This is a genomic window from Ideonella azotifigens (assembly GCF_021043325.1).
Lineage (GTDB): Bacteria > Pseudomonadota > Gammaproteobacteria > Burkholderiales > Burkholderiaceae_C > Ideonella > Ideonella azotifigens.
In genome coordinates, this window is sequence record NZ_JAJNKD010000005.1 from 260,139 (window position 1) to 284,846 (window position 24,708).

Sequence of the window (24,708 nt, forward strand, 5' to 3'; positions counted from 1 at the left end):
ACATTTCCCATTCGTTTCATGACGGATCCTGATTGGTTGAGCCTGACGACGCGAGGGCGCCGCAGAGCCAGGGTTGGGCAAGCGCCGGCGCGTGCTCGCGGGCCGCCGCGACCACGGGCGCCAGGCGGCGCGCCTTCTTCTGGTCGTGGTTGCCGGCGATGTCGGCCAGGCGATGCGCAAGAAACGGGTTGAGCAGCCGCTCGCGAACCTCGTCCCGATAGGCGCGCGCAGCCCCGCCCTGACCCAGGGCGTCGAACACCGGCAGCACCTCATCGGTCCACACGCCTTCCAGCGTCAGACGCCACGCGGCGACATGCATGGCCTCCAGCACCGTGCGTCCGGCCGGCTGGCCCTCGCGCAGCCAAAGCTCCGCGAGCACCGTGTGCGCCAGGTTGAGGAGCCAGAGCTTGAGCCGCTCGAACCGGTCGAGCGCATCGGTCGGGACGATGGCTGGATGGCGGCAGGGAACGATCAGCCCGGCGGTTCGCTCGATGGCCCACAGTGCATAGGGCTCCGCGATCGCCCCGGCCGGCTCCAGCGGCGCCGACACGATCCGGTCGACCAGCGAGTTGCCCCAGACCAGATGACCGCGCAGCCAGTCCTCGAACGCCGCCGGCAGTTGCCAGGCCCTGGCAAGGCCGGCGACCAGTTCGCGCAGGCGGTCGCCGTTGCGCGACACCAGTTCGCATGGCAGCAGGCTGAGGGCAGCCTCCGGTTGCGCCTGCCAGCGGTCGTGCAGCAGCACCAGCAGTTTGGCGGGAAACGCCTGCGGCGCGGCGGCGTCGGGCGCGGCAAGGCCGGGGCCGTCCGCGTCGGCGAGTTGCCAGCCCGCGTCGCCGGTGTTCGAAACCACGACCTGCACGGCACCTTCGGCCAACTCGCGGCGCACACGGTGCCACTGCGTGGTGGTGCTCAGCGCCGCCTTCACGGCATGGCAATGGCACAACTCATCGACTTCCCGCCCGTGCATCAGGCCCTGCAGCCGCACCGGGTAAGCGCGGCCCTCGGCCAGCGCCGCGACACGCGCCGCGCCCTGCGCACTGCCTGTCGTCTGCACGACGGTGATGCCGCCCAGCGCCTGGCCAGCGTCCAGCGCCTGCGACACGAACAGGTCGACATGCGCCTGCAGAAAGCGGCTGGTGCCGAACTGGAGGATGGGATGGCCGAGCGGCATCGTCAGGCGCTCAGCATTCGACGATGGCCTTGATGACGCCCTCGGCCGGATCGAGCAGGCGCTCGAAGCGGGCAGGGAGGTTCGCCAGCGCCAGCCGGTGCGTGGCCAGTGCCGCGTCGGGCACCTGGCCTGCGCGCATGGCCGCGAGCACCGTCTCGAAGTCCTCGGTCGTCGCGTTGCGGCTGCTCAGCAGCGTGGCCTCGCGCTTGTGGAATTCAGGGTCCGAGAAGGCGATGGCTCCCTGCACGATGGAGACCAGCACATAGCGCCCGCCATGCGCGATGAAGCGGAATCCGCGTTCCATGGCCTTGGCGTTGCCGGTGGCATCGAACACTGCGTCGAAAAACTCGTTGTCGGTCAGCCGGGCCAGTTCGTCCGTGTCGCCGTCACCCACCGGCACCGCTGCGTCAACGCCCAGGTGCGTCGTCGCGAAGTCGAGGCGGTCGCGCCGCGTGTCCAGCGCCGTCACACTCGCGCCGCGCAGCTTGGCGAACAGCATCACGGCCAGCCCGATGGGACCTGCGCCGGCCACCAGCACGCGCTGGCCGGCCACGATCTCGCCACGGCGCACTGCATGCGCACCGATGGCCAGGAATTCGAGCATCGCCGCCTGGTCCAGGCTGACACCGGTCGCAGCGTGCACGAATCCGGCAGGCACGCACAGCAGCTCGGTCAGCGCGCCGTCGCGGTGCACGCCGAGCACCCGGATGTCGGTGCAGCAATTGGTCTTGCCTTGCCGGCAGGCGATGCAGTGGCCGCAGGACAGGTAGGGCATCACATACGCCGGATCGCCGACCTGCAGCGGGCTTGCCGGATCGGTCTCCTCGACGATGCCGGAGAACTCATGCCCCATCACCCGCGGATAGTTGAGGTAAGGCTGGTTGCCCGTGAAGATGTGGAGGTCGGTGCCGCAGATGCCGACTCGCTTGACGCGCAGCATCACCTCGCCGGGCTGGCGCACGGGGCGCGGGCGGTCTTGGGCGACGAGGCGGCCAGGGGTTTCGCAGAGGACGGTGAGCATGAGGGGGTTCAGAGTCGGTAGAGGGCAGCGGCATTGCCGCCGAAAAGCGCAGCGCGGTCGGCGTCCGAGGGCGCAGGATCGACGGCGTCGATCAGCGCTTCGGCCATTGCGCGCCATGCGGTGTAGTCGCTTGCCAGCCGAAGCACCGGCCAGTCGCTGCCCCACAGCAGCCGATGCGGACCGAACAGCGTCCACACCGCCTGCACGAAGGGCTGCAATGCCACGCGCCCCGCACCTGCGGCGGCCTCGGTGAGCAGGCCGGAGAGCTTGCAATGCACGTGAGGCAGCGCGGCCAGGCGTGCCATGTCCGTGTGCCACGGCTCGAGCGTGCCGCGCGCGATGGACGGCTTGGCAGCGTGGTCGACGACGATGGCGAGCGTCGGATGGGCGGCGGCGAAGGCGTGCAGCGCCGCGAGGTGCCGCGGCATCACCAGCGCGTCGAACACCAGGCCGTGGCGTGCCATCGCGCCAGCGGCAGGCGCCAGCGCGGGGTCGGCAATCCAGTCGTCTTCGGGCAGGTCCTGCAGCATCGGGCGCAGGCCCTTGAGCAGCGGGTCCCCGGCGAGCGCCTCGATGGTGTGGACCGCGTCGGCGGCCTTCAGGTCGGCCCAGCCGACCACGCCGCGCACGAAGTCGGTGTTGCGCGCGGTTTCGAGAAGAAAGGCGGTGTCTTGCGCGGTTGGCAGCGACTGCACCAGCACCGTCGCGTCGATGCCGTTCTCGCGCAGCAGCGGCGCGAGGTCCTGCGGCCCGAAATCACGGTGGATGGCGTGCAGTTCCGCCGGCGGCCAGGCGCCGGCGCGATCGGCCAGGCGCCAGAAGTGCTGATGCGCGTCGACCTTCATGCGGCGCTCCCGACGGGGCAGGGCGACTGCGGGTCGACAAGCCCGCGTTCGCGCAGGGCGTCCCACAAGGCCGTGGGGATGGCGCGTTCGAACCAGGCGACGTTCTGCCGCACCTGCTCGGCGCTGCGCATGCCGCAGAGCACCGCGGCGACGGCAGGATGCGCCAGCGGGAACTGGAGTGCGGCGGCCTCCAGCGGCACGTCGAATTCTGCGCAGGCTGCGCGCAGCGCTGCCGCGCGAGAGAGCGCGGACGGCGGTGCGTCCGCGTAGTCGAATTTCGCCTGCCCGGCCAGCAGGCCCGAATTGAATGGCCCGCCGACGATGATCGCGGTGCCGGCCTTCGCGCACTGGTCGAGAAAGCCCAGCGCGCCTTGCTCCAGCAAGGTGTGGCGGCCTGCGAGCAGCGTGCAGTCCAGATGGACTTCGCCCATCGCGTCGCGCGCCACCGCAGACTCATTGACGCCAAGGCCGATGGCGGCCACCCGGCCCTCGGCGCGCAGTTCCTCCAGCGCGCGGAAGCCGCCGCCGCGGGTCAGCGCCTCCCAGTGCCTGTCGTGCCGGTCACCATGGGTCATGCGGCCGATGTCATGCACCAGCAGCATGTCGATGCGGGCGAGTCCCAGGCGCTGCAGGCTGTCCTCGACCGAGCGCAGGATCGCGTCGCGGCTGTAGTCGAAGACGGGACGGAATGGCAGCGGATTTGCCCATCCATCGTCCAGCGGCGCGACGCCCGGGTCCGGCCGCATCAGCCGACCGACCTTGGTGCCGAGCACGAACGCGTCGCGCGGGCGTTCGGCCAGAAAGGCGCCGACCCGCCGCTCGCTTCGCGTGTAGCCGTAGAACGGCGCGGTGTCGAAGTAGCGCAGCCCGGCCTCCCAGGCCTGTGCCAGCGTCTCTTCGGCGTCGTGCGCGCTCACCGGTGTGTAGAGCCCTGCGAGGGCGGCGGTGCCCAGGCCGAGCGCGCTGAGTGCGAGGCGGCCGCCGGCAATGGGTCGAAGAGCGCTTGCTTGCATGGCGATGGCATCCGGTCCGGGCACGCGGCGCGCGCCCGGACCTGCGGGTCAATAAAGGACGTTCTTTGCTTCGGGCTTGTCGACGTTGCCGCGGGTCACCAGCACCACGCCGGTGTCGCGGAACTTGGGCACCTGCTTGCCGGCGATCACGTCGGCCAGCGTCTTCACGCCGAGGTAGCCCATCTGGTACGAACTCTGCACGGCGGTGGCCTCGAGCGTGCCGTCGCGCACGAACTTCTGCAGGTCCTCGTTGCCGTCGAAACCGATGGCGACGACCTTGCCGGACTTGCCGCTTTGCACCAGCGCGCGGCCCATGCCGACGGCGGTGGGCTCGTTGGCGCCGAAGATGCCCTTGAGGTCCGCATTGGAGGCCAGCACGTCCGTCGTCTGGTTGAGTGCGGTCGCCATCTGCGACTGGGAGTAGAACGGGCCGACGACCTGCAGCTTCGAATGCGCCTGGAGGTATTCCTTGAAACCGCCGACGCGGCCGATCTCGGAGCCGGCACCTGCGACGTAGGACATGATGGCGACCTTGCCGGTGGTGCCGACCTTGGCGATCATTTCCTTGGCGCACATTTCGCCGGCAGCCTTGTTGTCGGTGGCCAGGAAGGACTGGTAGTAGGCCTTGCCGGCATCCGACACCATCGAGTCGATCAACACCACCGGGATCTTGGCTTCCCAGGCCTTCTTGAGTGCGGGGACCAGTGCGTCGGGGTCGGAGGCGGCGAGCAGGATGCCGGCGACCTTGCGGTTGACGGCGTTCTCGACCAGGTTCACCTCGTCGGCCACGGCCGATTCGGAGGCCGGACCTGAAAACGTCATGGTGTGGCCCTTGCCCTCCTTGATCGCGGCGTCAGCGCCTTTGTTGACGTTCTGCCAGAAGTTGGAGTTGGTGGTCTTGACGATCACGGCGATCTCGCCGGCGCAAGCGCCAATGGATGCGAGCGCGAGCGAGCCGAGCAGCAGGAAGCGGGGAAGTCTGCGGTTCATGGTCTGTCTCCTGTCGATGTTGTGGTGGGGCGGTTCGAGAAGGCCTTGCGGCCGGGGCAACGTCATCGGCGATTGCGCATCTGGTCGATCCAGACGGTCAGAAGAATGACCAGGCCGATGATGATTTGCTGGGTGAACGCCGAGACGCCGTTCATGTTCAAGCCGTTGCGCAGGATGCCGATGACAAACGAGCCGATCATGGTTCCGGAGATCGTGCCGACCCCGCCGATCAGCGAGGTGCCACCGATCACCGCGCTGGCGATCGCGTCAAGCTCGTACATCACACCCTCGTTGGGCTGCGCGGTGACCAGGCGTGACATCAGGACGCAGCCGGTGAGGCCGGCGAGTGCGCCGGACACCACATAGGCGAACATCACGACCCGCCCGACGTTGACGCCCGACAGCCGCGCTGCCTCTGCGTTGGAGCCCACCGCGTGGATGTGGCGGCCCAGCGTGGTGCGGGTCAGCAGGATGCTGGCGATCACCGCCAGCACGATCATCAGCAGCACCGGGTAGGGGATGCCGGGGAAGACCACGTCCGGAAAGCCTCTTGCATCGAGCTTGACCACGCGCCACAGCGAGCCGTTGCCGAGCTCGCCGAAGGCGTCGCCCAGGCCCGAGATGGCGCGCGCACCCGTGATCTGCAGCGCGACGCCACGCGCCACGAGCATCATGCCCAGCGTTGCGATGAACGGCGGCAGCTTCAGCCGCGTCACCAGCAGCCCGTTGATCGCGCCGCACAGTGCGCCCACCGCGATGCCCAGCGTCATGCCCAGCGGCACTGACATGCCGGCCTTCACGGCAAGCGCTGCGACGACGCCCGACAACGCCAGGATCGAGCCCACCGACAGATCGATGCCGCCGGTCAGGATCACGTAGGTCGCGCCGATGCCGAGATAGACGATGGAGGTGACCTGCAGCGCGACGGTCATGCCGTTGCCAAGCGTGAAGAACGAGTTGCTTGTGGTCGAGAACACGACCACAAGCACCAGCAGGCCCGCCAGCGCTGCAAATTTCTGGATGAGATCCTTCTGTCTGTCGTTCATGGTGCAGTGGTCTGGAGCGTGGGAGCGTGCGCCGCCGTTGCCGACGAACGCACGGAGGCGTGGTGCATGATTTCTTCCTGGCTGGTGGCGCGCGTTTCCAGGATCTTGGTCAGCGAGCCTTCATGGAAGACGCAGACCCGGTCGGTGAGCCCGAGGATCTCCGGCAGCTCCGAGCTGATCAGCACCACGCCGATGCCGTCTGCGGCGAGCTTGTCCATGAGTTCGTAGATCGCGTACTTGGCGCCCACGTCGATGCCGCGCGTGGGTTCGTCGAAGAAGATGACGCGGGAATCGCGGAACAGCCATTTCGCGATGACCACCTTCTGCTGGTTGCCCCCAGAGAGCAACCTGGCGACCTGGTCGGCCGACGGCGTGCGGATGCCCAGCGCTTCGATGTAGCGGCGCGCCGCAGCCGTCTCGTCGGCGAAGCGGATGAAGCCAAGGTTGCCGGAGACGGCCCGCATGTTGGCCAGCGTGACGTTCTGGGCGACCGTCATCTTCACCGCCAGCCCGTGCGCCTTGCGGTCTTCGGACAGGTAGGCGATGCCATGGCGGATCGCGTCAATGGGCGAGCGGATGTCCAGCTTGCGGCCGTGCAGCAGCACCTCTCCGGCATCGACCGGGTCGGCGCCGAACACCGCGCGAGCGACCTCCGTGCGCCCGGCGCCGATCAGTCCGGCAAAGCCCAGGATCTCGCCGCGTCGCAGGTCGAAGTCGACGGGGCCGAACGCGCCCTTGCGGCGCAAGCCGCGCACCGCCAGCACGGTCTCGCTGCCGCGTTGGCGTGTCGCCGCTGGAAACTTGTCGTCGAGGGCGCGGCCGACCATCAGCGAGACGATCTCGTCGATGGACGTGGCCGCCAGATCCATGGTCGCCACGTAGCGACCGTCGCGCAGCACCGTGACGCGGTCGACGATCTCGGCCATCTCGTCCAGCCGGTGCGAGATGTAGACGATGCCGACGCCAGCGCGCTTGAGTTCGTGGATCACCTTGAACAGCTGCGCGGTCTCGGTGTCCGTGAGCGAAGAGGTCGGCTCGTCCATGATCAGCAGCTCGGCGTTCATGGACAGCGCCTTGGCAATCTCGACCATCTGCTGTTGGGCGACCGACAGGCTTGCCACCGGCGCATCGGGCCGGATCGCGACGCCCAGCCGGTCGAGGCAGGCCTGCGCGCCGGCGCGTTGCCGGGCGCGGTCGACAAATGGTCCCCGCCGCGGTTCGCGTCCCAGGAAGATGTTTTCCGCCACATCCAAGTGCGGCACCAGGTTCAGCTCCTGGTGGATCATCACGATGCCCTTGGCCCGCGCCGCCTGCGTAGAGCCGAAGCGCATCTCTTCGCCTTCGAAACGGAGCTGGCCTTCGTCGGGCGCATACATGCCGCTGATGACCTTCATCAGCGTCGACTTGCCGGCACCGTTCTCGCCGCAGACGGCGTGGACCTCGCCGCGCCGGACGTCGAAGCTGACGCCGGCGAGCGCGGTGACGTTGAGGAAGCGCTTTGTCACGCCGCTCAGTTGGAGCAGCGGCGGCGGCACGGACGAACCAGGGGAAGACATCAGCGAGGTCAGGAAAAATCGAAGGCTTGAGAATTGGTAAAGCCAATTTGCCACAAAAACGAATTGGCCTGACCAGTAAAAACCCCATCCTGGCCCCGCTGTGCAGTGAGCGAGACTGGCGTAGGCGCGTCGTGCCTGCGCCCGGGTGGCGGCGCTTCCCGCCGCTGGTCAGGCCAATTCCTTTCACAAGCTTTTTGAATGCCTTCCTCTTCCCGTACCGTCGATGCGCGCAGGTCGTACCAGCAGGTGGCCGACCGGATCCGCGCCGTCATCCAGGACGGCGCGTTCAGCGTCGGTTCGCGGCTGCCGCCGGAGCGCGAACTCGCGCTGCAACTGGGCGTCTCGCGGCCGTCCCTCCGCGAGGCCCTGATCGCGCTTGAAATCGACGGTCGCGTCGAGATCCGCATGGGCTCGGGCGTCTATGTTTGCGCGCCGCCTGCCACCATCGAGCACGGCACGCCGGCGCTCGGCGAAAGTGCCATCGAGCTGATGCAGGCGCGCGCCGCACTCGAAGGCGCCGTGATCACGCTGGCCGCGGCTCGCGCCACGCGTGCCGGTCTCGACCGCGTGGCGGAGAGCCTGCGGGCGATGCGACGCGAGCACGCACGCGGGCGCACACCGGTCGACGCAGACCGGCGCTTCCATCTGAGCATCGCCGAGATGGGGGGCAACTCGGTGCTGGTGCGGCTGGTCGGCGAGCTGTTCGACGGTCGCCACAGTCCGATCTCGTCGCACATGCGCGGACGGTCCGAGAACGTGCACACCTGGACCACCGCGCTGCAGGAACACGAAGCCGTGTACCACGCGCTGGAGGCGCGCGACCCCCAGGCGGCGGCCGCTGCAATGTTCACGCATTTGCGGGCGTCGCAGGAGCGCTGGCTCGCCGAGCCCTCCGCGGCACACGAACCCACGCCGCTGATGAACGTCCCCGACAAGGATTCCGCGTGATACGCGAGAGCGCACGATGTTGACCATGCGCGCGACCGGCAGCCAAACCGGCCATCAGCAGCTGGCGTTGCCGAGCGATGTCGTCTGGCCAAGCTGCGCCGCTTCTTCGAACTGAGGTGCCTGAATGGTCCGACAGATCCGAAGACGCAGCGATCGAAAAAAACCAGCGCGGCGGTCGGCGGATGGGCACGGAGATGCGTGATCGCGTGACTGTGGTGCCTACGTCGGCGCTCTCCTGGAAGGCAAGCTGACCATGCCATTGCCATGGCGGCACTGAGGGCTCAACCGATCGGCGTGCCGCCCTGTCCGCCGATCTGAACGCCTTTCTGCGGTTGGTCGGGCATGTGCCTGGAGAGCAGTTCGAACCCTAGCGCGCCAGCCTTCGGTCGTTGACCGCCGACGTTCGACACCGCATGGCCATCGCCGCCCGCCTGATCGCCGAACTGAAGCCAGCTTGGAGGTCGAGATGACGACAGGTCAGCATTCGTGGACGTGATGCGGCGACGTGCAGGGCGGGCGGGTGGGCGGTTTAAGCCCTCGCACGCGGCGTTGTCTGGCGAGCACCCCTTGTGGAACATCGAGCGAACCTGGCTTGGCTTGAGAGATCCGGGTCAGCCAGCCTGGCCAGCGGTGGTGGCCGCCCCTCACGGTAGCTGTGCCCGAGCTCGACTGACAGGTCATCGGCCAATGCTGGCATGCCGGCGGGGCGCGCTCAGCGCGCTTGAGAGGGCCGGGTTTTCAGGGCTGACCTGCGGCCGGCACGGCGTTCACGGTCGGGACCCAGTCGGAGGCCCAGATCTCAAAGGGCTTGTCGGGCGTGGACAGCCACAGCGACGGGTACAGGTGCGCGCCGACGGGCAGCTTGGTGACCTGCGGCAGCCCCTTGGAGATGTGGCGCGTCTCGCCCGGCTGCAGCGTGACCAGTGTTTGCGCCTGGCCACCGTCGCCCGGCACGGCGAAGCTGGTGTTGTTGTTCGGCGAGCCGGTGGGCAGCACGTTGTCCGAGGTCCAGAACGCCAGGGTGCGCGTCGTCGTGCCGGTGTTGCGCAAGTCGAAGCCGTAGCTGCACTTGCTGCCTGCAGGCAGTGCGTCGCTGTTGCTGCAGGCGGTGATGTTGGCGATCACTATGTGCTTGGGCGGCACCGTGAAGTTCACCGCCGCCGGGGCGGCCTTGCCGTCGTAATCGAACGCGGCCGAGTAGCCGATGTCGAAGCCCGGAATGCCCATGGCCCAGAACTGGTAACGCCCGGCCGGCGCGCGGCGCATGTCCATGCTGAAGTTGCCGTCCAGCCCGACCTGCACGCTCTTCAAGTAGCCGGTGCACAGCGCGTAGCCAGGGGCCATGCACAGGTAGAGGTTGACGTAAGGCGGTGCCGGATCGGTGACCGGCTGGCCGGTTTCCGCGTTCAGCAGCGAGCCGCGGAAGCTGAGCTGGGGCGCCGGAGCGGCGGCCTGCGCGCTCTGCCTGGTCTGGCGGCTGGCCTGCATGCGCAAGGCCTGGCCTTGCGTGCGCTGGGCGAACTGCGCCTCCGTCATGCCGGTGGCGCCCTCGGGCGTCACGGTGAAGCCGAAGAAGAGCTGGCCCAGCGTGGCCAGCGGCTTGCCGGCCTTGCTCACATACACCGTGCCTTGGCTCAGGATGCCGGTAGGCGCGCCGGCGATGGGCAGCAACTGCGTGACGGTTGTGGAGGCGCCAGGGGCCAGTTGCACGTGGGCCGGGGTGTAAAGCGCCGTGCCGCTCATGAAGGTCGCGGTGCCATAGGGGCCGCCGCTCATGTTGGCACTGACCATGGTCCACACGTCCGCGTCGATCGTGTTGGCCGTGATGTTGGTGAGCGTGACGGTGTACTCGCAGTCACCGCCGTCGGTGGCCCGGGTGCAGTTGGTCGGTGAAGTCACGCTCACCGGCGCCAGCTTGGCCTTCAGCGCCTCCTTGAACACGGTGTCCGGCCCGTCGTAGTGGAATGGCGTGCCGTAGGTGGTGACGTAGCCGGTCGGCGAGGTGCTGAGCTGGTAGTAGCCGGTGTCAATGCCGGACAGCGACAGCGCGAAACTGCCGTCGGCGGCCACGGGCAGCGTCATCAGCTCGGTCTGGCAGATGTCGTAGCCTGGACCGTCGCAGTGGCGCAGCGTGACGGGACCGACGCCCACGGGCAGCGGGAGGCCGGTCACCGCATCCTTCACCGTGCCGGTGACGTAAGGCGGTTGCGGCTTGACCACCTTCAGCGAATAGGTGCCCAGCTCGCTGGGATTGCCGGTGAACGAGAAATCGGGAAAGCCCGCCGCGGCGAAGATGACGGTGCCATCGGCCGGTACCCTGAACAGCGCACGCGAGTCCATGTCCGGTCCCGCATAGTCGTTCTGGCTGATCTGCTGGCAGTTGCTGTCGAACACGCCGACGATGCTGTCTGCCAGCGTGCCGCCACCCCCCAGCGCCGCCGACAGATTGACCTGCAGCAGCTTGCCTGGTGTCGCGGTCACGCGGAAGAAGTCCACATCGCCGGCGATGATCTCTCCGCTCACCGACACGCCGGGCGCGGCTCCGATGGATTGCGCGGCGGCGCAGCGATTGTTGGGTTCGATCTCGGCCACCTTGGCGTGGACCCAAGAACTGGAGGCGGCCAACGCCAGCGCAATGGCAGCGGGTCGCATGAAAGTTCTGTTCATGACCAAAAGACTCCGTGTGGGGGATGCTCAGGCGTGTGTTGCCAAGGCACGATGTTGATTTGGAAGCCCGCCGCATTGCCCAAGGTCTTCGCCTGCCTGCCAGGCTGGCGAAGAACTCGACGCTGGCATGGGTGTCCGACGGCGCTGACCCAGGTTCTGCGGAGCGGCGCAGGTGTTTCTGTCGGTGTCGCCCTCGGGTCGGCGGCGTGTCAATGACGTGTCAAGTGCGTGTCAGATCAGGATAGAGCGGGCTCAAGACGGTTGCAAGAAATTTCCAGAGAAATTCTGAGAATACCCCTAATGTGTCGCGGCTGCGCTCTCGGCACCAAGACCTTGGCCGGAAAGGTGCTCAAGGGCCACCACGAAGCCTACGTCGGCTGGGCGGAGTTTGAGCGCGACCAGAAGCAGCTCGCTGCCAATGCCTACAGCCGAGCGGATGGTGTAAAAGTCAGGCCGTGGTCGGCAGGCCTTGCTCGCAGGCATGTTGTGCTGCGGTCACTGCGGGCGATGGTTGACGGTGGCGTATGCCGGCCGGATTCCGCAGGCGGTCTACCGCTGTGATTGGCCCAACTTCGCGCTCGCCATGCCGCGCTGCTTCATGTTCGCCGGTCGCCGCCCCGATGCAGCGATCACGCATGAGCTGTTGCGTGTTGCCGAGCCGCTCTCGATCGACGCAGCCCTGGAAGCGCAACGGAGGCACATGGAATCTCAGGCCGATCAGCAACGCATCTGGGGACCTCGAACTGCAGCAGGCGCGCCGTGAGGCCGGGCTTGCCGAGCGACGATATGCCGCGTGCGATCCAGACAAGCGGCTGATTGCGGCACAGTTGGAGAAGAGCTGGGAGGCGGCACTGCAACGCGTTCGCCAGCGGCGCTTCAAGGTGACCACCGACAGCCAGCACGCCAGCCAGGTTGGCCGAGCACGGCATCACAGCCTCCATGAGCCGGCGGGGCAACTGGCTGGGACAACGCCCGTAGCGAGACGTTGGCCTATGTCAGCCCCGAAACCTCACTCAATGTTCTGCACCTGTTCTCTCATCTGCTCGATCAGCACCTTCATCTCGACCGAGATGCCGGTCAGTTCCAGCGCGGCAGATTTCGAGCCCAGCGTGTTGGCTTCGCGGTGCAGTTCCTGGATCAGGAAGTCCAGCCGTTTGCCCAGCTCGCCACCGGCTTTGAGCAGGCGTTCGATCTCGTCCAGGTGGGCATTCAGGCGCGAGAGTTCTTCGGCCACGTCGATGCGGATCGCGAATGCCGCGGCTTCGTTCAGCGCCCGGTCGCGGGCCGACTCTGCCGACACGCTGGCGTTGCCGCCGGTGCTGCTGTCGGCCGCGGCCAACGCTTCGGTCCAGCGTTCCAGGAAGCGCTGCTGCTGCTTCTGCACCACGGCAGGCACCAGCGGGCCGGCCTGGGCGGCCAGTTCGCGCAGCTTGACGATGCGCTCCATCAGGATCGCGACCAGCCGGTCGCCTTCACGGGCGCGGGCGTCCTTCAGGCTTTCGATGGCGGCGCGGGCGGCCTGCAGGGCAAGCTCGTCCAGCCGGGCCGGGCCGGGGGCGCTGCTGCCGGCGCTGCGGCACCACTGCAAGGCCTCGTGCACCGACAGTGGCGGTGCCTTTGGCAGCCAGGCCTGAACCGAGGTTTCGAGCCGGCTGAGCCGGTTCAACTGTTCGGGGCTGGGCTGGGGCAAGCCTTCTTCGGCGGCGCGGCCCTGCGCAGCGCGCAACTCCACCTTGCCGCGGCGCAAACCGGCCACCAGCAGCTCGCGCATCGCGGGCTCCAGCTGGCGCAATTCGTCCGGTAATCGAAAGGCAATGTCCAGGAAACGGCTGTTGACCGTGCGGATCTCCACGGTAATGCCGGGTAGGGCGGTTTCGACGTCTGACACCGGGCTGGCACTCGCGCTAGCGAAGCCGGTCATGCTGTAAACTGCCATGAAGCTTTTGCAGGAAGCAAAACCCCGATTATGTCAAAGCCCAAGCCCTCCCCGTTGCCCGCGGGCACCGTGGTTGGTGGCTACCAGATTATCAAGAAGCTGGCGGCCGGCGGCTTTGGCGTGGTTTACCTCGCCGAAGACGACAGCCGCCACCTGGTGGCCCTGAAGGAATACCTGCCCGCTTCGCTGGCCGAACGCGCCGCTGGTGAGCTCATTCCCCGCGTCAAACCCGAGAAGCAGCCGCTGTACCGGCTGGGCCTGAAGAGCTTCTTCGAAGAAGGCCGCTCGCTCGCGCAGATCTCTCACCCCAGCGTGGTTTCTGTGCTGAATTTCTTCCGCGAAAACGAAACCGTGTACATGGTGATGAACTACCTGCAGGGCGACACGCTGCAGGACTTCATCGTCACCGCACGGGACCTCAAGCGCGAGAAGGTCTTCCGCGAGTCGACCATCCGCAGCCTGTTCGACGAGATCCTGCGCGGCCTGCGCATCGTGCACCAGCACAAGATGCTGCACCTGGACATCAAGCCGGCCAACATCTTCATCACCAACGACAACAAGGCGGTGCTGCTGGACTTCGGTGCCGCGCGCGAAGTGCTGTCCAAGGAAGGCAACTTCATCCGGCCGATGTACACGCCAGGCTTTGCCGCGCCCGAGATGTACCGCCGCGACGGCTCGCTGGGCCCGTGGACCGACATCTACGCGATTGGTGCCTGCATCTACGCCTGCATGCAGGGCTATCCGCCGAACGACGCGCCGCAGCGCATCGACAAGGACCGCCTGCCGCTGTCGCTCTCGCGCATGCGCAACACCTATTCCGACAACCTCATCGAGGTGACCGAGTGGTGCATGTCGCTGGACCCGCTGTCGCGCCCGCAAAGCGTGTTCTCGCTGCAGAAAGAGCTGTCGCGTGAGACCGAGCGGCGCTACACCTCGCTGGGCTTCACCGAAAGGCTGAAGCTGCAGATTGAAAACCTCAAGACGGGTGCCAGACCGTGAGCCGCAGCGTCTACACAGGATCCGGAAGCCCGATGCGCTTTTCTGTCTATCAGATCAGCCGCAAGGGGGGGCGCGAGAAGAACGAAGACCGCATGGGCTATTGCTACACGCGGGATTCCGGCTTGTTTGCACTGGCCGATGGCATGGGTGGACACCCCGAGGGCGAGGTGGCTTCGCAGCTCGCCCTGCAGACCCTGGCTGCCGCCTTCCAGCGGGAAGCCAAGCCTTCGCTGAAAAACCCGCTGCGCTTCCTGCAGGATGCGCTGCTGGCCGGCCATCACCAACTGCTGCGCTACGCGACCGAGCGCTCGTTGGTCGACACACCGCGCACCACGGTCGTCGCCTGCGTGATCCAGGGCAATGCGGCCTACTGGGCGCACTGCGGCGATTCGCGGCTCTACCTGGTGCGCGGCGGCAAGCTGATGCAGCGCACCCGCGATCATTCGTACACCGAGCTGCAGGAAACGTTGGCCCACGTGGTGCCCATCGATGCACGCTTCAACCGCTCGGTGCTGTTCACCTGCCTGGGCAGCCCCGGCAAGCCGGTGGTCGACACGGCCGGCCCCATCATGTTGCAGCCCGGTGACCGCATCGTCGTCTGCTCCGACGGCTTGTGGAGCACCGTCACCGACGATGAGATCGTCAACATCCTGAGCAACCGGCCCTTGCAGGACGCCGTGCCCGAGATGGTCGAGCAGGCGCTGCGCAATGGTGGCACGCATGGGGACAACGTCACTGCGCTGGCGGTCGAATGGGAGGCGGTTGAAGATCGCGACACCACGGTGGGCATCTCCACGCGTTCTCTCGGCGAAGACGTGTTTGCCTCGACCATCCAGGCCACGCTCAGCGACAGCAACACCGGTGACCTCGACGAAGCCGAGATAGAACGCTCGATCCGCGAGATCAACGAGGCCATCCAGCGTTCATCGCGCAAGCCGCGCTGACCCGGCCCACACTGCTTGCCGCTGCCGCCGCTTGCCGGCGGCGGCTTCTTGTTTTCTCCGACAGGTTTTGCCCATGAGCTACGAACGATCCAGCGGCCGCGCCGCCAATGCCCTGCGCCCGGTGCGCATCACCCGGGGCTTCACCTGCCATGCCGAAGGCTCGGTGCTGATCGAGTTCGGCCGCACGCAGGTGCTGTGCACAGCGTCGGTTGAAGAGCGGGTGCCGCCGCACAAGCGCGGCAGCGGCGAGGGCTGGGTCACGGCCGAATACGGCATGCTGCCGCGCGCCACGCACACCCGCAGCGACCGTGAGGCCGCACGCGGCAAGCAGAGCGGCCGCACGCAGGAAATCCAGCGCCTGATTGGTCGTTCGCTGCGCTGCGTGTTCGACCTGAAGGCCCTGGGCGAGCGCACCATCACGCTGGACTGCGACGTGCTGCAGGCCGATGGCGGCACCCGCACTGCAGCCATCACCGGCGCCTTTGTCGCCGCGCAGGATGCCGTCAACCTGCTGCTGGCCCAGGGCAAGCTGACGACTTCGCCGATCCGCACCGCGGTCGCGGCGATCTCGGTCGGCATCGTCGAAGGAACGCCGCTGCTGGACCTGGAATACATCGAGGACTCGGCCTGCGACACCGACATGAACGTCGTGATGACAGGCGTTGGTGGCTTTGTCGAGATCCAGGGCACGGCCGAAGGGGCTGCTTTCAGCCGCGCCGAGATGGACCAACTGATGCAACTGGCCGGCGACGGCATTGCCGAGCTGGTGCGCCTGCAGCAGGTCGCGCTGGCTGCGCCGTTGGTCAAGCGCTGACCATCGGGCAGAGGAGCGCGGCATGCGGCTGGTGTTGGCATCCAACAATGCAAAGAAGCTGAAGGAGCTGGGTGGCCTGTTCGCGCCGCGGGCAATCGAACTCGTCACCCAGGGTTCGCTGGGCGTGAGCGAGGCCGAGGAGCCGCACCACACCTTCATCGAAAACGCACTGGCCAAGGCGCGGCATGCCGCGGCGGCCACTGGCTGCGCGGCGATGTCGGACGACTCCGGCTTGTGCGTGGACGCGCTGGGTGGCCACCCGGGCGTGCAAAGCGCCGTTTTTGCGCCGGTGAACGTGTTGCCCGGTACCGAACGCGAGGCGCAGCGTGTCTTTCAGGATGCCGCGAACAACCAGTTGCTGCTGCAGCGCCTGCACAGCGTGACCGACCGCCGTGCCCGCTTCGTCTGCGCGCTGGTCGCACTGCGCTCGGCTGACGACCCCGAGCCTCTGATCGCCTTCGGTCGCTGGGAGGGCGAGATCCTCACCGCGCCGCAAGGCGAGGGCGGTTTTGGCTACGACCCGCTGATGTTCATCCCGGCGCTGGGCCGCAGCGTGGCGATGCTCGACGCTGGCGTCAAGAACGCCCATAGCCATCGCGCATTGGCTGCCGGGCAGATGCTCGCGCTGATGCGAAGCGCCTGGCAACTCGGTTGAGTCCTGCGCATGTCCTTGCCGCCGATCCATCCCGCCGAAAGCCAGGGCCCGGTGCCCGATGGCGCCAGTGCCGCGCAGCGCTTCCTGCGCGCCGGCACACTGCAGCTGGGCGCGCCGCCGCCGCTGTCGATCTACGTGCATCTACCGTGGTGTTTAAAGAAGTGCCCCTATTGCGACTTCAACTCGCATGAGTGGGCCCCCAAGACGCCTGCGGCGTCGCCCCCCCAAGGGGGAGCGTTCGGCTTGGGGCGGCCCGGCGCCGAACCTCTCAACGCGTTGCCCGAGGCTCGCTACCTTGATGCGCTGCGCGCCGACCTCGAAGCCAGCCTGCCGCTGGTCTGGTGTCGCAGCGTGCACTCCATCTTCATCGGTGGCGGCACGCCCAGCCTGTTCTCGCCCGACGCCATTGCCCGCCTGCTGAGCGACTTGCGCCAACTGCTGCCGTTGCAGCCCGGCTGCGAGGTCACGATGGAGGCCAACCCTGGCACCTTCGAGAAGGACCGCTTCCGCGCCTTCCATCAGGCCGGTGTCACGCGCCTGTCCATCGGCGTGCAGAGCTTCAATGACGACAAGCTGAAGGCCCTGGGCCGCGTGCACGACAGTGCGCAGGCGCTGGCCGCCGTCGAAGAAGCCGCGGCCACCTTTGGCACCTTCAACCTTGACCTGATGTACGCGCTGCCCGGCCAGACCCAGGCCGAGCTGGCCGCCGACCTGCGCACCGCGCTGCAGTTCAATCCACCGCACCTGTCGCTCTACCACCTGACGCTGGAGCCCAACACCGTCTTTGCCAGCCGCCCACCGGTGCTGCCCGACGACGACACCAGCGCCGCGATGCTGGACCAGGTGACCGACACGCTGGCCGCCGCCGGCATGGACCGCTACGAAGTCTCGGCCTATGCCCGCCCCGGCCACCGCTGCACCCACAACCTGAACTACTGGCAGTTCGGTGACTACCTGGGACTGGGCGCCGGTGCCCACGGCAAGCTCAGCTTCCCGCACCGCGTGGTCCGCCAGGTCAAGTGGCGCGAGCCGGCTGCCTACATGCGCGAAGCGCTGGCCGGCCGCGCCGTGTCCAACGAGGAGGAAGTCAGCCGCAAGGCGCTGCCCTTCGAGTTCATGCTGAACCTGCTGCGGCTGCGCCACGGCTTCGAGCCGGCGCTGTTCACCGAGCGCACGGGGCTGCCGCCGTCAGCCATCGCGGCTGGCCTGCAGCTGGCAAAGGCCAAGGGTCTGTTGGAGCAGGTGCAAGCGGAGACCGGGCCGCTGCTGCGCCCGACGGCGCGTGGGTTCGACTTTCTCAGCGATTTGCAGAGCTTGTTTCTGTGAGTCGGCGCAAGGCGGGCGTCTCGTTGTGTGAACCAGCGGTATGCGCGTAAAGGAGGGCATCGACTGGCACGAAATGCCGCGGAGGGCGGCACTGTGATGACCGCGAGATGTCAGAATCGGTCAAGGACTTGGAAGTTCCAACTAAGATAACGCATGTGTGCAGCGGTCTACTACATCCATTTCTCGGCGCCCGTACGTGAGAGCCCGCTGAGCCCGCGTGCCTTTGGCTCCGACAACTGGGGCAAAGTGAACTCGTTTGAACAGGTCGCCGCAATCGAGGACATCGGGATCGGTCCGTTGTTTGAGGACGGTATGGTCTACCGTGCCTTTGAGGCGGTATTTCGGCGAGGCGAGCCGTGGCATTCGACGGAATGGTTCAAATACAATAAGAAACTAATTGAGGCAGGACGTCCGCTTTGGAACTGCACGACCACAGACGCCTTGAAGGAGCGTCTTAACGGAGAGGTTCGTGCGCTTTACAGATCTATGCAGACGCATGGTTTTCTGGACCAGCGTACGATTGCTTCAAGGTTGGGCGACCAGAACTCCGATTTGCAAATATTTGGGACGAATTACCATTCATCCGTCGGTATCAACCATGAGATCAAGATCGGCATAGGCGAGCAAGGGGATCTGCTGTTCTTGGATGGTCGACACCGTTTGGCCGCTGCTAAGCTTTTGAAAATTGACCGCATCCCTGTAAGAGTGGTTTTTGTCCATCGGCGCTTTTTGGAGCTCAGAGTTCGGCATGTTGATCCGATGGCGATGGATCCGGAACAGGTGCGCCAAGTGGTTTCCCTTTATCTGAATGAATTACTTGAAAGAACGTTGATGATCGAATACATTGATTTTGACGGATACCTCGCTGCCACCAAAGCTGCTTCAAGCGGTCATTGGCGTAATGCGGCGGCCCGTTGGGATTACCACAAGACTGCCACCGATTTCATCCGCCTTTCCAAACCAAGTGCTCCCAACAAGGTGCTCGAGATGGGAACCATGGGGGTGTCTTTGGTGAAGGGTAGTGACACCATCGACTATGCGGAGAAGTGGAACTACCCCGGTTTTCGGCCGACGTTTTTGCACGATGCGCGCACCTTTCCCTGGCCGTTCAAGGACAAACATTATGATGTGTTTGTAGCTTTACGCGTGTTCCACCACCTTTTGCCCTATCAGAAGGAATGTTTCTTGGAAGCTAAGCGAATTGCCAAGAATATCATCTTGGTGGTGCCGGAGCAGTATGATGTTGCAGAGTTGAAGGCCACCTCTGCCGGAATATCGGAAGCACAGCTCACAGATTGGAATGGTGGAATCCCTCCGACGGTCTCTGCAAAGTACCCGGATTGGATTGGTAAAATTTATTATTGGAATGAAGAGGCGCTGGCAGCGTAACTCTGTTTGGCTTGGTGAGCGTTCGCGCCCAGTGCTGCGACTGCCGCTCGAAGGTGGTAGAAATTAAACCGGTTGCGCGCGTTCCGCGCCTTGTTCGCGCCGCGGTGTCGCAACTCCCCGAGCCTTCCGTGGTGAGACGGTGCTGAATCGAATTTGGGAAAAGAAATTCGATCGACTGACGGACAGGGGTGTTGCCCGAGCAATCCCGCGCGTTGCCGCGACACGCTGTTGGGGCTGCTGGTGATGCTTCGTTGTGGCGAGTTCTGCGCCCAGCTCATTTGACTGTCGAGCACAGGTCTTGCCGAATTCCGTAGGGAACTGAAGACCGCAGCGAACGGCCAGCCGTTAGACCCGGTTCAACAAGGCCCCGTGCGTCTGCCGCAACTTGTCCATCAAGTGACTGGCAATCTGGTTCAGCGGTAGAACCTCATCGGCGGCGCCGTGGTTGATGGCTTCGCGTGGCATGCCGAAGACCACGCAGGTCGCTTCGTCCTGGCAGATGTTGAAGCTGCCGGCGTCGCGCATGGTTTTCATTGCGCGGGCACCGTCGGCGCCCATGCCGGTCAGCATGATGCCGAAGGCGTTCTGCCCGACCACGCGGGCCGCGGATTCGAACAGCACTTCGACCGAAGGCTTGTGGCGGTTGACCGGCTCGCCGTCGCGCACGCGGGCGATGTAGTTGGCGCCTGAGCGTTCGACGCTGAGGTGCAGGCCGCCTGGCGCGATGTAGGCGTGGCCGGGCAGGATGCGTTCGCCGTCCGCCGCTTCCTTGACGCGGATCTTGCACAGGCCGTCCAGCCGAGCGGCATAGCTGCGCGTGAAGCCGGGCGGCATGTGCTGGGTGATGACCACGGCCGGCGAGTCCGGCGGCAGGTTGACCAGCACTTCCTTGGTGGCCTCGGTGCCGCCGGTGGAGGCGCCGATGAAGATCAGTTTCTCGGTCGACAGCCGGCCCAGCAGCGGCGCGGGCGGGCGCGGTGCAGCGGCGAGGGCGCCGGCACCACCTGTGGCGAGCGCGCCGGCGGGCGCGGCAGGCGGCGGCGTCACCAGGCGCTTGATGTGGGCTTTGGCGGCGATGCGCACCTTGTCCGTGATTTCTTCAGCCAGTTGCTTCAGGCCATCGGCAATGCCGATCTTGGGCTTGGCGACAAAGTCGATCGCGCCGAGCTCCAGTGCCTTGAGCGTGACCTCGGCGCCGCGCTCGGTCAGCGTGGAGACCATCACCACGGGCATCGGCCGCAGGCGCATCAGCTTGGACAGGAAATCCAGCCCGTCCATGCGAGGCATTTCGACGTCCAGCGTGATGACGTCGGGGTTCAGCGCGCGGATCATCTCGCGCGCGGCAAACGGGTCTGCCGCCGAACCGACGCATTCCATGTCGGTCTGGCGGTTGATGATTTCGGTGAGCAGGCTGCGCACCAGGGCGGAGTCATCCACCACCACCACTCGGGTCTTTGTCATTCATCGTCTCCAGGAACGGCCATTCGGATTGGCCTGCTGCCTTGTCTTGTGAGTGCGTGCGTCGTTCAGAACAGGTCGACCGAGCCGCCGCCCGTGGTGGCCGGTGCCGCCTTCTGCGCTGCCATGCGGTCCTGTGCGACCAGGGCCTCGGCATTCGCCGGTGCCAGGCGCTTGACCATGGCCTTGCCGCTGTACGGCAGGAAACAGACCTTGCGCGGGTAGATGTCCATCACATCCTTGGAGACGATGGGAATGCGCTCGGTCGCGAGGAAGTCGATCACGAACTTGGTGTTGCGCTCACCGACGTTGATCGAGTTCATGCCGCTGATCACCGCGCCGCCGCCGAAGACCTTGGCCTCCATCGTCAGCCGCGAAGCACCACGCTTCATCATCTCGTTGATCAGCAGTTCCATCGCGTAGCTGCCATAGCGGCCGGAGTCGCCGGCGCCGTCGGGCAGCATGAAGTGGTTCATGCCGCCGACCTTGGCATTGCGGTCCCACAGGCAGGCGGCAATGCACGAGCCCAGCGTGGTCATCACCAGCAGGTCTTCGTTGTCGACGAAGTACTCGCCGGGCAGGATCTTCACGGCTTCGTTCTTGAAGTGCGCGTCATAGAAGAAGAACGAGGCTTCGCCCGGCTTGCGCGGCGCGGCCTTCAGCCGCTCCAGCCGGCCGGACTTGGCACCCATGCCGGCACTCAACAGGGGAGGCGGCGGCGGCATGCCGCGGGCACCAGCGAGGGAAGCAGAGGGCAGAGTGGCCATGGGCTGGGTTCCGTCAGTCGCAAAAATCAGAGGAGGCGAGGGTGCTGCTGCAAGCGCGGCAGGCGTCACACATGTTGGTAGATCGTCTTGCCGCGCAGCGTGAACAGGTCGCGCGCGTCGGTGAAGTTCTCGGAGTGGCCGACAAACAGCAGCCCGCCCGGCTTCATCACGCTGTGGATGCGCTCCAGCACCTTGCGCTGCGTGTCGTGGTCGAAATAAATCATCACGTTGCGGCAGAACACCATGTCGAACGGCTCGCCCATGGCCCAGCGCGGGGTCATCAGGTTGAAGGGCTTGAACTCGACCATCTGCGCCAGCTCAGGCTTCACACGGATGAAGCCGCTGTTGGCCCCGGTGCCGCGCATGAAGTGGCGCTTCAGCCGCTCAGGCGACAGGCCGCGCGAGTCGGCTGCGTACACGCCCTGGCGGGCGGTGGCCAGCACCTTGGTGTCGATGTCGCTGGCGGTCAGGCGTGCGCCGCTGCGCTCGCCCAGCGACTCTGCCAGCGTCATCAGGATGGAATAGGGCTCTTCGCCGGTCGAGGCCGCGCAGCACCAGATGCGCGGCGCCTTGCCGCCCATGCCGCGCAGGGCTTCGGCCAGCGCGTGGAAGTGATGTTCTTCGCGGAAGAAGGAGGTCAGGTTGGTGGTCAGGCAGTTGATGAACTGCTGCCATTCCTCGTCGCCCGACGGGCCGGTGGCGCTCTCCAGCCATTGCAGGTAGTCCTTGAAGCTGCGGTGGCCGGTCTCGCGCAGCCGGCGCGACAGCCGGCTGTAGACCATCGCCCGCTTGCCCTCGTGCAGGCTGATGCCGGCACGCTGGTAGATCAGCTTGCGCACCCGCTCGAAGTCGGCCGAGGCAAAGGTGAACTCCTGCTCCCCGAGATCGGTCTCGCCACTGGCCGGGCTTCGCTGTGCTTCAAGGGATGCGTTCATGATGTCTCTGTGTGGCGGGTGCGGCCTGCGGTTCGCCCACGAATGGCGTACCGCTGCCCGGCACGGATGTCCGCAGGTGTGGCGATGGCTGGCAGTCTTGCAAATTAGCCCCAGCCCGAGGGTCGGAGTTAGCGGGCGTTCGCATCCCTTTTTCGGCCTGTTGGTGCCGGTAGCGCACTGCTAGACTGATTCGAAATTCCCTTGTGTCAGCAGTAATTCACACTCCGTGAGCGCTTTGCCCGAATCCCTCCCCCCCGCGGACCCCGCTGCACTGCAGCTGGACCGGGCGCTGCAGTTGCTGCAGCAGTCGGGTCGCGACGCCTTGCCCGGCGCGCCGGGCAGCGCCGCGTGGCTGCAGGCGGTGATCGACGGCCTGTGCGAGATCTCCAGTCGCGACGCCCTGACCGGGCTGTCCAACCGCCGTGCCTTCGAGGCCGCGTTGAACCGTGAAATCGACCGCGTAGCCCGCTCCGGCGAGCCTGCGCTGCTGCTGATGCTGGACATCGACCATTTCAAGCGCGTCAACGACCATCACGGCCACATCGTCGGCGATCAGGTGATCCGCGCGGTCGCCGAATGCCTGGCCGAATGCGTGCGGCCGATGGACTTGCCAGCCCGCATTGGCGGCGAGGAATTCGCCGTCATCCTGCCCAATTGCCCGCCCGCCTTCGGCCAGACCGTGGCCGAGCGGATACGCCAGCGCATCGAGCAGAAGGTCATCACCGCCGGGCTCTCGCTGCGCCTTGGCATCACCGTCAGCGTTGGTGGGGCCTATGCGCCGCAGTGGGTGCGTTCCACGCCTGCGCTGTGGACCGAACGCGCCGACCTGCAGCTCTACCGCGCCAAGTCCGAAGGCCGCAACCGAACCTGTCTGGAGCCCACGCCTGTGTCCAACGTCAGTGCCGAAGAGAAGGGCCTGCTGTTCGGGACCACCATGCCTGGGGATCTCGAATGAGTGCCGTGTCTTCCAACCCGTCTCCCATGAGTGAACTCCCTGCTGCCAGCGGCACCCGCCGCGCACGCATCACCGCCGTCACCAGCGGCAAGGGCGGCGTCGGCAAGACCTTTGTCTCGGCCAACCTTGCGGCTGCGCTTGTGCGCCGTGGAGAGAAGGTGTTGGTGCTGGACGCCGACCTCGGCCTGGCCAACCTCGACGTGGTCCTGAACCTGTTCCCCAAGATCACGCTGCACGACGTCTTCACCGGCAAGCACAAGCTGGAGGAGGCCGTGATGGCCGCACCCGGCGGCTTCCACGTGCTGCTGGCAGGCTCGGGCATGGTCGAGTACTCGCGCCTCACGCCCGAGGTGCGCGACCAACTGGTCGACGTGATCCAGCAGATGCGGCCGCGCTTCGACCGCATCCTGCTGGACACCGGCGCCGGGATTTCCGACGTGGTGCTCTACACCGTTTCGCTGGCCGACGAGGTGCTGGTCGTGGCCACGCCCGAACCCACCTCGTTGACCGACGCCTACGCCACCATCAAGGTACTGGCCACCACCCAGGGCCGGCGCGACCTGAAGCTGCTGGTCAACCAGGTCACCCAGACCGGCGAAGGCCGCACCATCCGCGGACAGCTGCAGCAGGTGGTGGACCGCTACGTGACGCCCAGCTTGGAGGCGCCGCTGAAGCTGGAGTTCGTCGGCGAAATTCCGGTGGACGCCGCGGTGCGCGACGCCGTGCGGCGGCGACAGTTGATGCTGGAATGCTTTCCCGGCAGTGCCGCCGCGCAAGCCGTCCTGGCCGTGGCCACGCGCCTGACCAGCTGACCCTCCCCCATTTTCGAACCGTGACCGAAAACTCTATCGACGCCACCACGCCCTTCACGCAACTCGGCGGCGAACCCGGCGTGCGCGCCCTGGTGGATCACTTCTATGACCTGATGGACCTCGAACCCGGCTTTGCCCGGTTGCGCGAGGTGCACGGCAGCACGCTGGACGACGCCCGCGACAAGCTGTTCTGGTTCCTCTGCGGCTGGCTCGGCGGCCCCAGCCACTACATTGAACGCTTCGGCCATCCACGGCTGCGCGCCCGGCATTTGCCGTTTGCCATCGGCCAGGTCGAACGCGACCAATGGCTGGCCTGCATGTTCCAGGCAATGGAAGACCGGGCCGTGCCGGCCGAGCTGAAGGCCAGGCTGGAGCGCAGCCTGTTTGAAACCGCCGACTGGATGCGCAACCGACCCGGTTGAATGGTGCACCCGGTTCGCCGGGTACAGCGAACCACC

General features: G+C 66.3%; 24 protein-coding genes. 11 read left to right on the forward strand and 13 right to left on the reverse strand.

Annotated elements, in window-relative coordinates:
• Positions 1-16: 16 nt before the first annotated feature.
• The 7 genes from LRH25_RS13855 to LRH25_RS13885 all read right to left on the reverse strand — a co-directional run bounded on the left by LRH25_RS13855 (position 17) and on the right by LRH25_RS13885 (position 7,645).
• Positions 17-1,174 carry a mannitol dehydrogenase family protein gene (locus LRH25_RS13855; protein ID WP_231011378.1) on the reverse strand — a complete coding sequence of 386 codons (1,158 nt, stop codon included), beginning with the start codon at positions 1,172-1,174 and terminating at the stop codon, positions 17-19.
• Positions 1,175-1,184: 10 nt separating this feature from the next.
• Positions 1,185-2,195, reverse strand: a complete 1,011-nt coding sequence (locus LRH25_RS13860; RefSeq protein ID WP_141291865.1) for a zinc-binding alcohol dehydrogenase family protein — start codon at positions 2,193-2,195, stop codon at positions 1,185-1,187.
• Positions 2,196-2,203: 8 nt separating this feature from the next.
• The gene (locus LRH25_RS13865) at positions 2,204-3,040 is read right to left on the reverse strand and encodes an amidohydrolase family protein (protein WP_231011379.1); all 837 of its coding nucleotides are present in this window, start codon (positions 3,038-3,040) and stop codon (positions 2,204-2,206) included.
• Positions 3,037-4,053, reverse strand: coding sequence for an aldo/keto reductase (locus LRH25_RS13870; protein WP_141287647.1), 1,017 nt, complete (start codon positions 4,051-4,053; stop codon positions 3,037-3,039). The genes LRH25_RS13865 and LRH25_RS13870 overlap by 4 nt, the downstream gene beginning before the upstream one ends.
• A 48-nt stretch (positions 4,054-4,101) precedes the next feature.
• On the reverse strand, positions 4,102-5,043 hold the full coding sequence (locus LRH25_RS13875; RefSeq protein ID WP_141287648.1) for an ABC transporter substrate-binding protein: 942 nt from the start codon (positions 5,041-5,043) through the stop codon (positions 4,102-4,104).
• A gap of 62 nt (positions 5,044-5,105) precedes the next feature.
• Positions 5,106-6,089, reverse strand: a complete 984-nt coding sequence (locus tag LRH25_RS13880) for an ABC transporter permease (protein ID WP_141287649.1) — start codon at positions 6,087-6,089, stop codon at positions 5,106-5,108.
• Positions 6,086-7,645, reverse strand: coding sequence for a sugar ABC transporter ATP-binding protein (locus tag LRH25_RS13885; RefSeq protein ID WP_141287650.1), 1,560 nt, complete (start codon positions 7,643-7,645; stop codon positions 6,086-6,088). The genes LRH25_RS13880 and LRH25_RS13885 overlap by 4 nt, the downstream gene beginning before the upstream one ends.
• Positions 7,646-7,843: 198 nt before the next feature.
• Between LRH25_RS13885 and LRH25_RS13890 the strand changes: the two genes are divergently transcribed.
• Complete coding sequence (locus tag LRH25_RS13890) at positions 7,844-8,593, forward strand: FadR/GntR family transcriptional regulator (protein WP_141287651.1); 750 nt, start codon at positions 7,844-7,846, stop codon at positions 8,591-8,593.
• A 281-nt stretch (positions 8,594-8,874) separates the two neighbouring features.
• Here LRH25_RS13890 and LRH25_RS13895 read toward each other — a convergent pair whose 3' ends face one another.
• Entirely contained in the window at positions 8,875-9,171 is a 297-nt protein-coding gene (locus tag LRH25_RS13895) for a hypothetical protein (RefSeq protein WP_231011429.1), read from the reverse strand.
• A gap of 160 nt (positions 9,172-9,331) precedes the next feature.
• Positions 9,332-11,260 carry a hypothetical protein gene (locus tag LRH25_RS13900; protein ID WP_141287652.1) on the reverse strand — a complete coding sequence of 643 codons (1,929 nt, stop codon included), beginning with the start codon at positions 11,258-11,260 and terminating at the stop codon, positions 9,332-9,334.
• A gap of 511 nt (positions 11,261-11,771) precedes the next feature.
• On the opposite strand from LRH25_RS13900, the gene LRH25_RS13905 reads away from it, so the two are divergent.
• A complete protein-coding gene (locus LRH25_RS13905) occupies positions 11,772-12,023 on the forward strand; it encodes a hypothetical protein (protein WP_141287653.1) in 252 nt (83 codons plus the stop codon).
• Between the two features lie 246 nt (positions 12,024-12,269).
• Here LRH25_RS13905 and LRH25_RS13910 read toward each other — a convergent pair whose 3' ends face one another.
• Complete coding sequence (locus LRH25_RS13910; RefSeq protein WP_231011381.1) at positions 12,270-13,196, reverse strand: YicC/YloC family endoribonuclease; 927 nt, start codon at positions 13,194-13,196, stop codon at positions 12,270-12,272.
• 30 nt (positions 13,197-13,226) lie between these two features.
• Between LRH25_RS13910 and LRH25_RS13915 the strand changes: the two genes are divergently transcribed.
• The 6 genes from LRH25_RS13915 to LRH25_RS13940 all read left to right on the forward strand — a co-directional run bounded on the left by LRH25_RS13915 (position 13,227) and on the right by LRH25_RS13940 (position 19,323).
• Positions 13,227-14,195 carry a serine/threonine protein kinase gene (locus tag LRH25_RS13915; RefSeq protein WP_141288372.1) on the forward strand — a complete coding sequence of 323 codons (969 nt, stop codon included), beginning with the start codon at positions 13,227-13,229 and terminating at the stop codon, positions 14,193-14,195.
• A 32-nt stretch (positions 14,196-14,227) separates the two neighbouring features.
• Entirely contained in the window at positions 14,228-15,139 is a 912-nt protein-coding gene (locus LRH25_RS13920; protein WP_141288371.1) for a PP2C family protein-serine/threonine phosphatase, read from the forward strand.
• Between the two features lie 73 nt (positions 15,140-15,212).
• The gene (gene rph, locus LRH25_RS13925) at positions 15,213-15,953 is read left to right on the forward strand and encodes a ribonuclease PH (RefSeq protein ID WP_141288370.1); all 741 of its coding nucleotides are present in this window, start codon (positions 15,213-15,215) and stop codon (positions 15,951-15,953) included.
• Between the two features lie 22 nt (positions 15,954-15,975).
• Positions 15,976-16,608 (forward strand): non-canonical purine NTP pyrophosphatase, encoded by a 633-nt coding sequence (locus tag LRH25_RS13930; protein WP_141288369.1) that lies wholly within the window; start codon positions 15,976-15,978, stop codon positions 16,606-16,608.
• Positions 16,609-16,617: 9 nt separating this feature from the next.
• Positions 16,618-17,934 (forward strand): radical SAM family heme chaperone HemW, encoded by a 1,317-nt coding sequence (hemW, locus tag LRH25_RS13935; RefSeq protein WP_141288368.1) that lies wholly within the window; start codon positions 16,618-16,620, stop codon positions 17,932-17,934.
• A gap of 153 nt (positions 17,935-18,087) precedes the next feature.
• Complete coding sequence (locus tag LRH25_RS13940; RefSeq protein ID WP_141288367.1) at positions 18,088-19,323, forward strand: hypothetical protein; 1,236 nt, start codon at positions 18,088-18,090, stop codon at positions 19,321-19,323.
• A gap of 345 nt (positions 19,324-19,668) precedes the next feature.
• On the opposite strand, the gene LRH25_RS13945 is transcribed toward LRH25_RS13940, so the two are convergent.
• The 3 genes from LRH25_RS13945 to LRH25_RS13955 form a co-directional block, all read right to left on the reverse strand.
• A complete protein-coding gene (locus LRH25_RS13945) occupies positions 19,669-20,784 on the reverse strand; it encodes a protein-glutamate methylesterase/protein-glutamine glutaminase (RefSeq protein ID WP_231011383.1) in 1,116 nt (371 codons plus the stop codon).
• Between the two features lie 65 nt (positions 20,785-20,849).
• Positions 20,850-21,506, reverse strand: a complete 657-nt coding sequence (gene cheD, locus LRH25_RS13950; RefSeq protein WP_211361516.1) for a chemoreceptor glutamine deamidase CheD — start codon at positions 21,504-21,506, stop codon at positions 20,850-20,852.
• A 107-nt stretch (positions 21,507-21,613) separates the two neighbouring features.
• Positions 21,614-22,483 carry a CheR family methyltransferase gene (locus tag LRH25_RS13955; protein ID WP_141289884.1) on the reverse strand — a complete coding sequence of 290 codons (870 nt, stop codon included), beginning with the start codon at positions 22,481-22,483 and terminating at the stop codon, positions 21,614-21,616.
• Positions 22,484-22,718: 235 nt separating this feature from the next.
• Between LRH25_RS13955 and LRH25_RS13960 the strand changes: the two genes are divergently transcribed.
• Genes LRH25_RS13960 through LRH25_RS13970 form a run of 3 tightly spaced genes read left to right on the forward strand, consistent with a single transcriptional unit; the run spans position 22,719 to position 24,672 of the window.
• On the forward strand, positions 22,719-23,438 hold the full coding sequence (locus LRH25_RS13960; RefSeq protein WP_141289883.1) for a GGDEF domain-containing protein: 720 nt from the start codon (positions 22,719-22,721) through the stop codon (positions 23,436-23,438).
• A gap of 26 nt (positions 23,439-23,464) precedes the next feature.
• A complete protein-coding gene (locus LRH25_RS13965) occupies positions 23,465-24,250 on the forward strand; it encodes a MinD/ParA family protein (protein WP_141289882.1) in 786 nt (261 codons plus the stop codon).
• Positions 24,251-24,270: 20 nt separating this feature from the next.
• Positions 24,271-24,672 carry a group II truncated hemoglobin gene (locus LRH25_RS13970; protein WP_231011384.1) on the forward strand — a complete coding sequence of 134 codons (402 nt, stop codon included), beginning with the start codon at positions 24,271-24,273 and terminating at the stop codon, positions 24,670-24,672.
• Positions 24,673-24,708 lie beyond the last annotated feature (36 nt).

Bases quoted from the DNA above. Each gene is read 5' to 3' on its own strand.
- LRH25_RS13900 (WP_141287652.1), bottom strand. From the start codon at position 11,260: ATGAACAGAACTTTCATGCGACCCGCTGCCATTGCGCTGGCGTTGGCC.
- LRH25_RS13865 (WP_231011379.1), bottom strand. From the start codon at position 3,040: ATGAAGGTCGACGCGCATCAGCACTTCTGGCGCCTGGCCGATCGCGCC.
- LRH25_RS13870 (WP_141287647.1), bottom strand. From the start codon at position 4,053: ATGCAAGCAAGCGCTCTTCGACCCATTGCCGGCGGCCGCCTCGCACTC.
- LRH25_RS13855 (WP_231011378.1), bottom strand. From the start codon at position 1,174: ATGCCGCTCGGCCATCCCATCCTCCAGTTCGGCACCAGCCGCTTTCTG.
- LRH25_RS13895 (WP_231011429.1), bottom strand. From the start codon at position 9,171: ATGTTCCACAAGGGGTGCTCGCCAGACAACGCCGCGTGCGAGGGCTTA.
- hemW (WP_141288368.1), top strand. From the start codon at position 16,618: ATGTCCTTGCCGCCGATCCATCCCGCCGAAAGCCAGGGCCCGGTGCCC.
- LRH25_RS13860 (WP_141291865.1), bottom strand. From the start codon at position 2,195: ATGCTCACCGTCCTCTGCGAAACCCCTGGCCGCCTCGTCGCCCAAGAC.
- LRH25_RS13940 (WP_141288367.1), top strand. From the start codon at position 18,088: ATGTGTGCAGCGGTCTACTACATCCATTTCTCGGCGCCCGTACGTGAG.
- LRH25_RS13945 (WP_231011383.1), bottom strand. From the start codon at position 20,784: ATGACAAAGACCCGAGTGGTGGTGGTGGATGACTCCGCCCTGGTGCGC.
- LRH25_RS13930 (WP_141288369.1), top strand. From the start codon at position 15,976: ATGCGGCTGGTGTTGGCATCCAACAATGCAAAGAAGCTGAAGGAGCTG.
- LRH25_RS13910 (WP_231011381.1), bottom strand. From the start codon at position 13,196: ATGGCAGTTTACAGCATGACCGGCTTCGCTAGCGCGAGTGCCAGCCCG.
- rph (WP_141288370.1), top strand. From the start codon at position 15,213: ATGAGCTACGAACGATCCAGCGGCCGCGCCGCCAATGCCCTGCGCCCG.
- LRH25_RS13965 (WP_141289882.1), top strand. From the start codon at position 23,465: ATGAGTGAACTCCCTGCTGCCAGCGGCACCCGCCGCGCACGCATCACC.
- LRH25_RS13890 (WP_141287651.1), top strand. From the start codon at position 7,844: ATGCCTTCCTCTTCCCGTACCGTCGATGCGCGCAGGTCGTACCAGCAG.
- LRH25_RS13915 (WP_141288372.1), top strand. From the start codon at position 13,227: ATGTCAAAGCCCAAGCCCTCCCCGTTGCCCGCGGGCACCGTGGTTGGT.
- LRH25_RS13880 (WP_141287649.1), bottom strand. From the start codon at position 6,089: ATGAACGACAGACAGAAGGATCTCATCCAGAAATTTGCAGCGCTGGCG.
- LRH25_RS13955 (WP_141289884.1), bottom strand. From the start codon at position 22,483: ATGAACGCATCCCTTGAAGCACAGCGAAGCCCGGCCAGTGGCGAGACC.
- LRH25_RS13875 (WP_141287648.1), bottom strand. From the start codon at position 5,043: ATGAACCGCAGACTTCCCCGCTTCCTGCTGCTCGGCTCGCTCGCGCTC.
- LRH25_RS13920 (WP_141288371.1), top strand. From the start codon at position 14,228: ATGCGCTTTTCTGTCTATCAGATCAGCCGCAAGGGGGGGCGCGAGAAG.
- cheD (WP_211361516.1), bottom strand. From the start codon at position 21,506: ATGCCGCCGCCGCCTCCCCTGTTGAGTGCCGGCATGGGTGCCAAGTCC.
- LRH25_RS13885 (WP_141287650.1), bottom strand. From the start codon at position 7,645: ATGTCTTCCCCTGGTTCGTCCGTGCCGCCGCCGCTGCTCCAACTGAGC.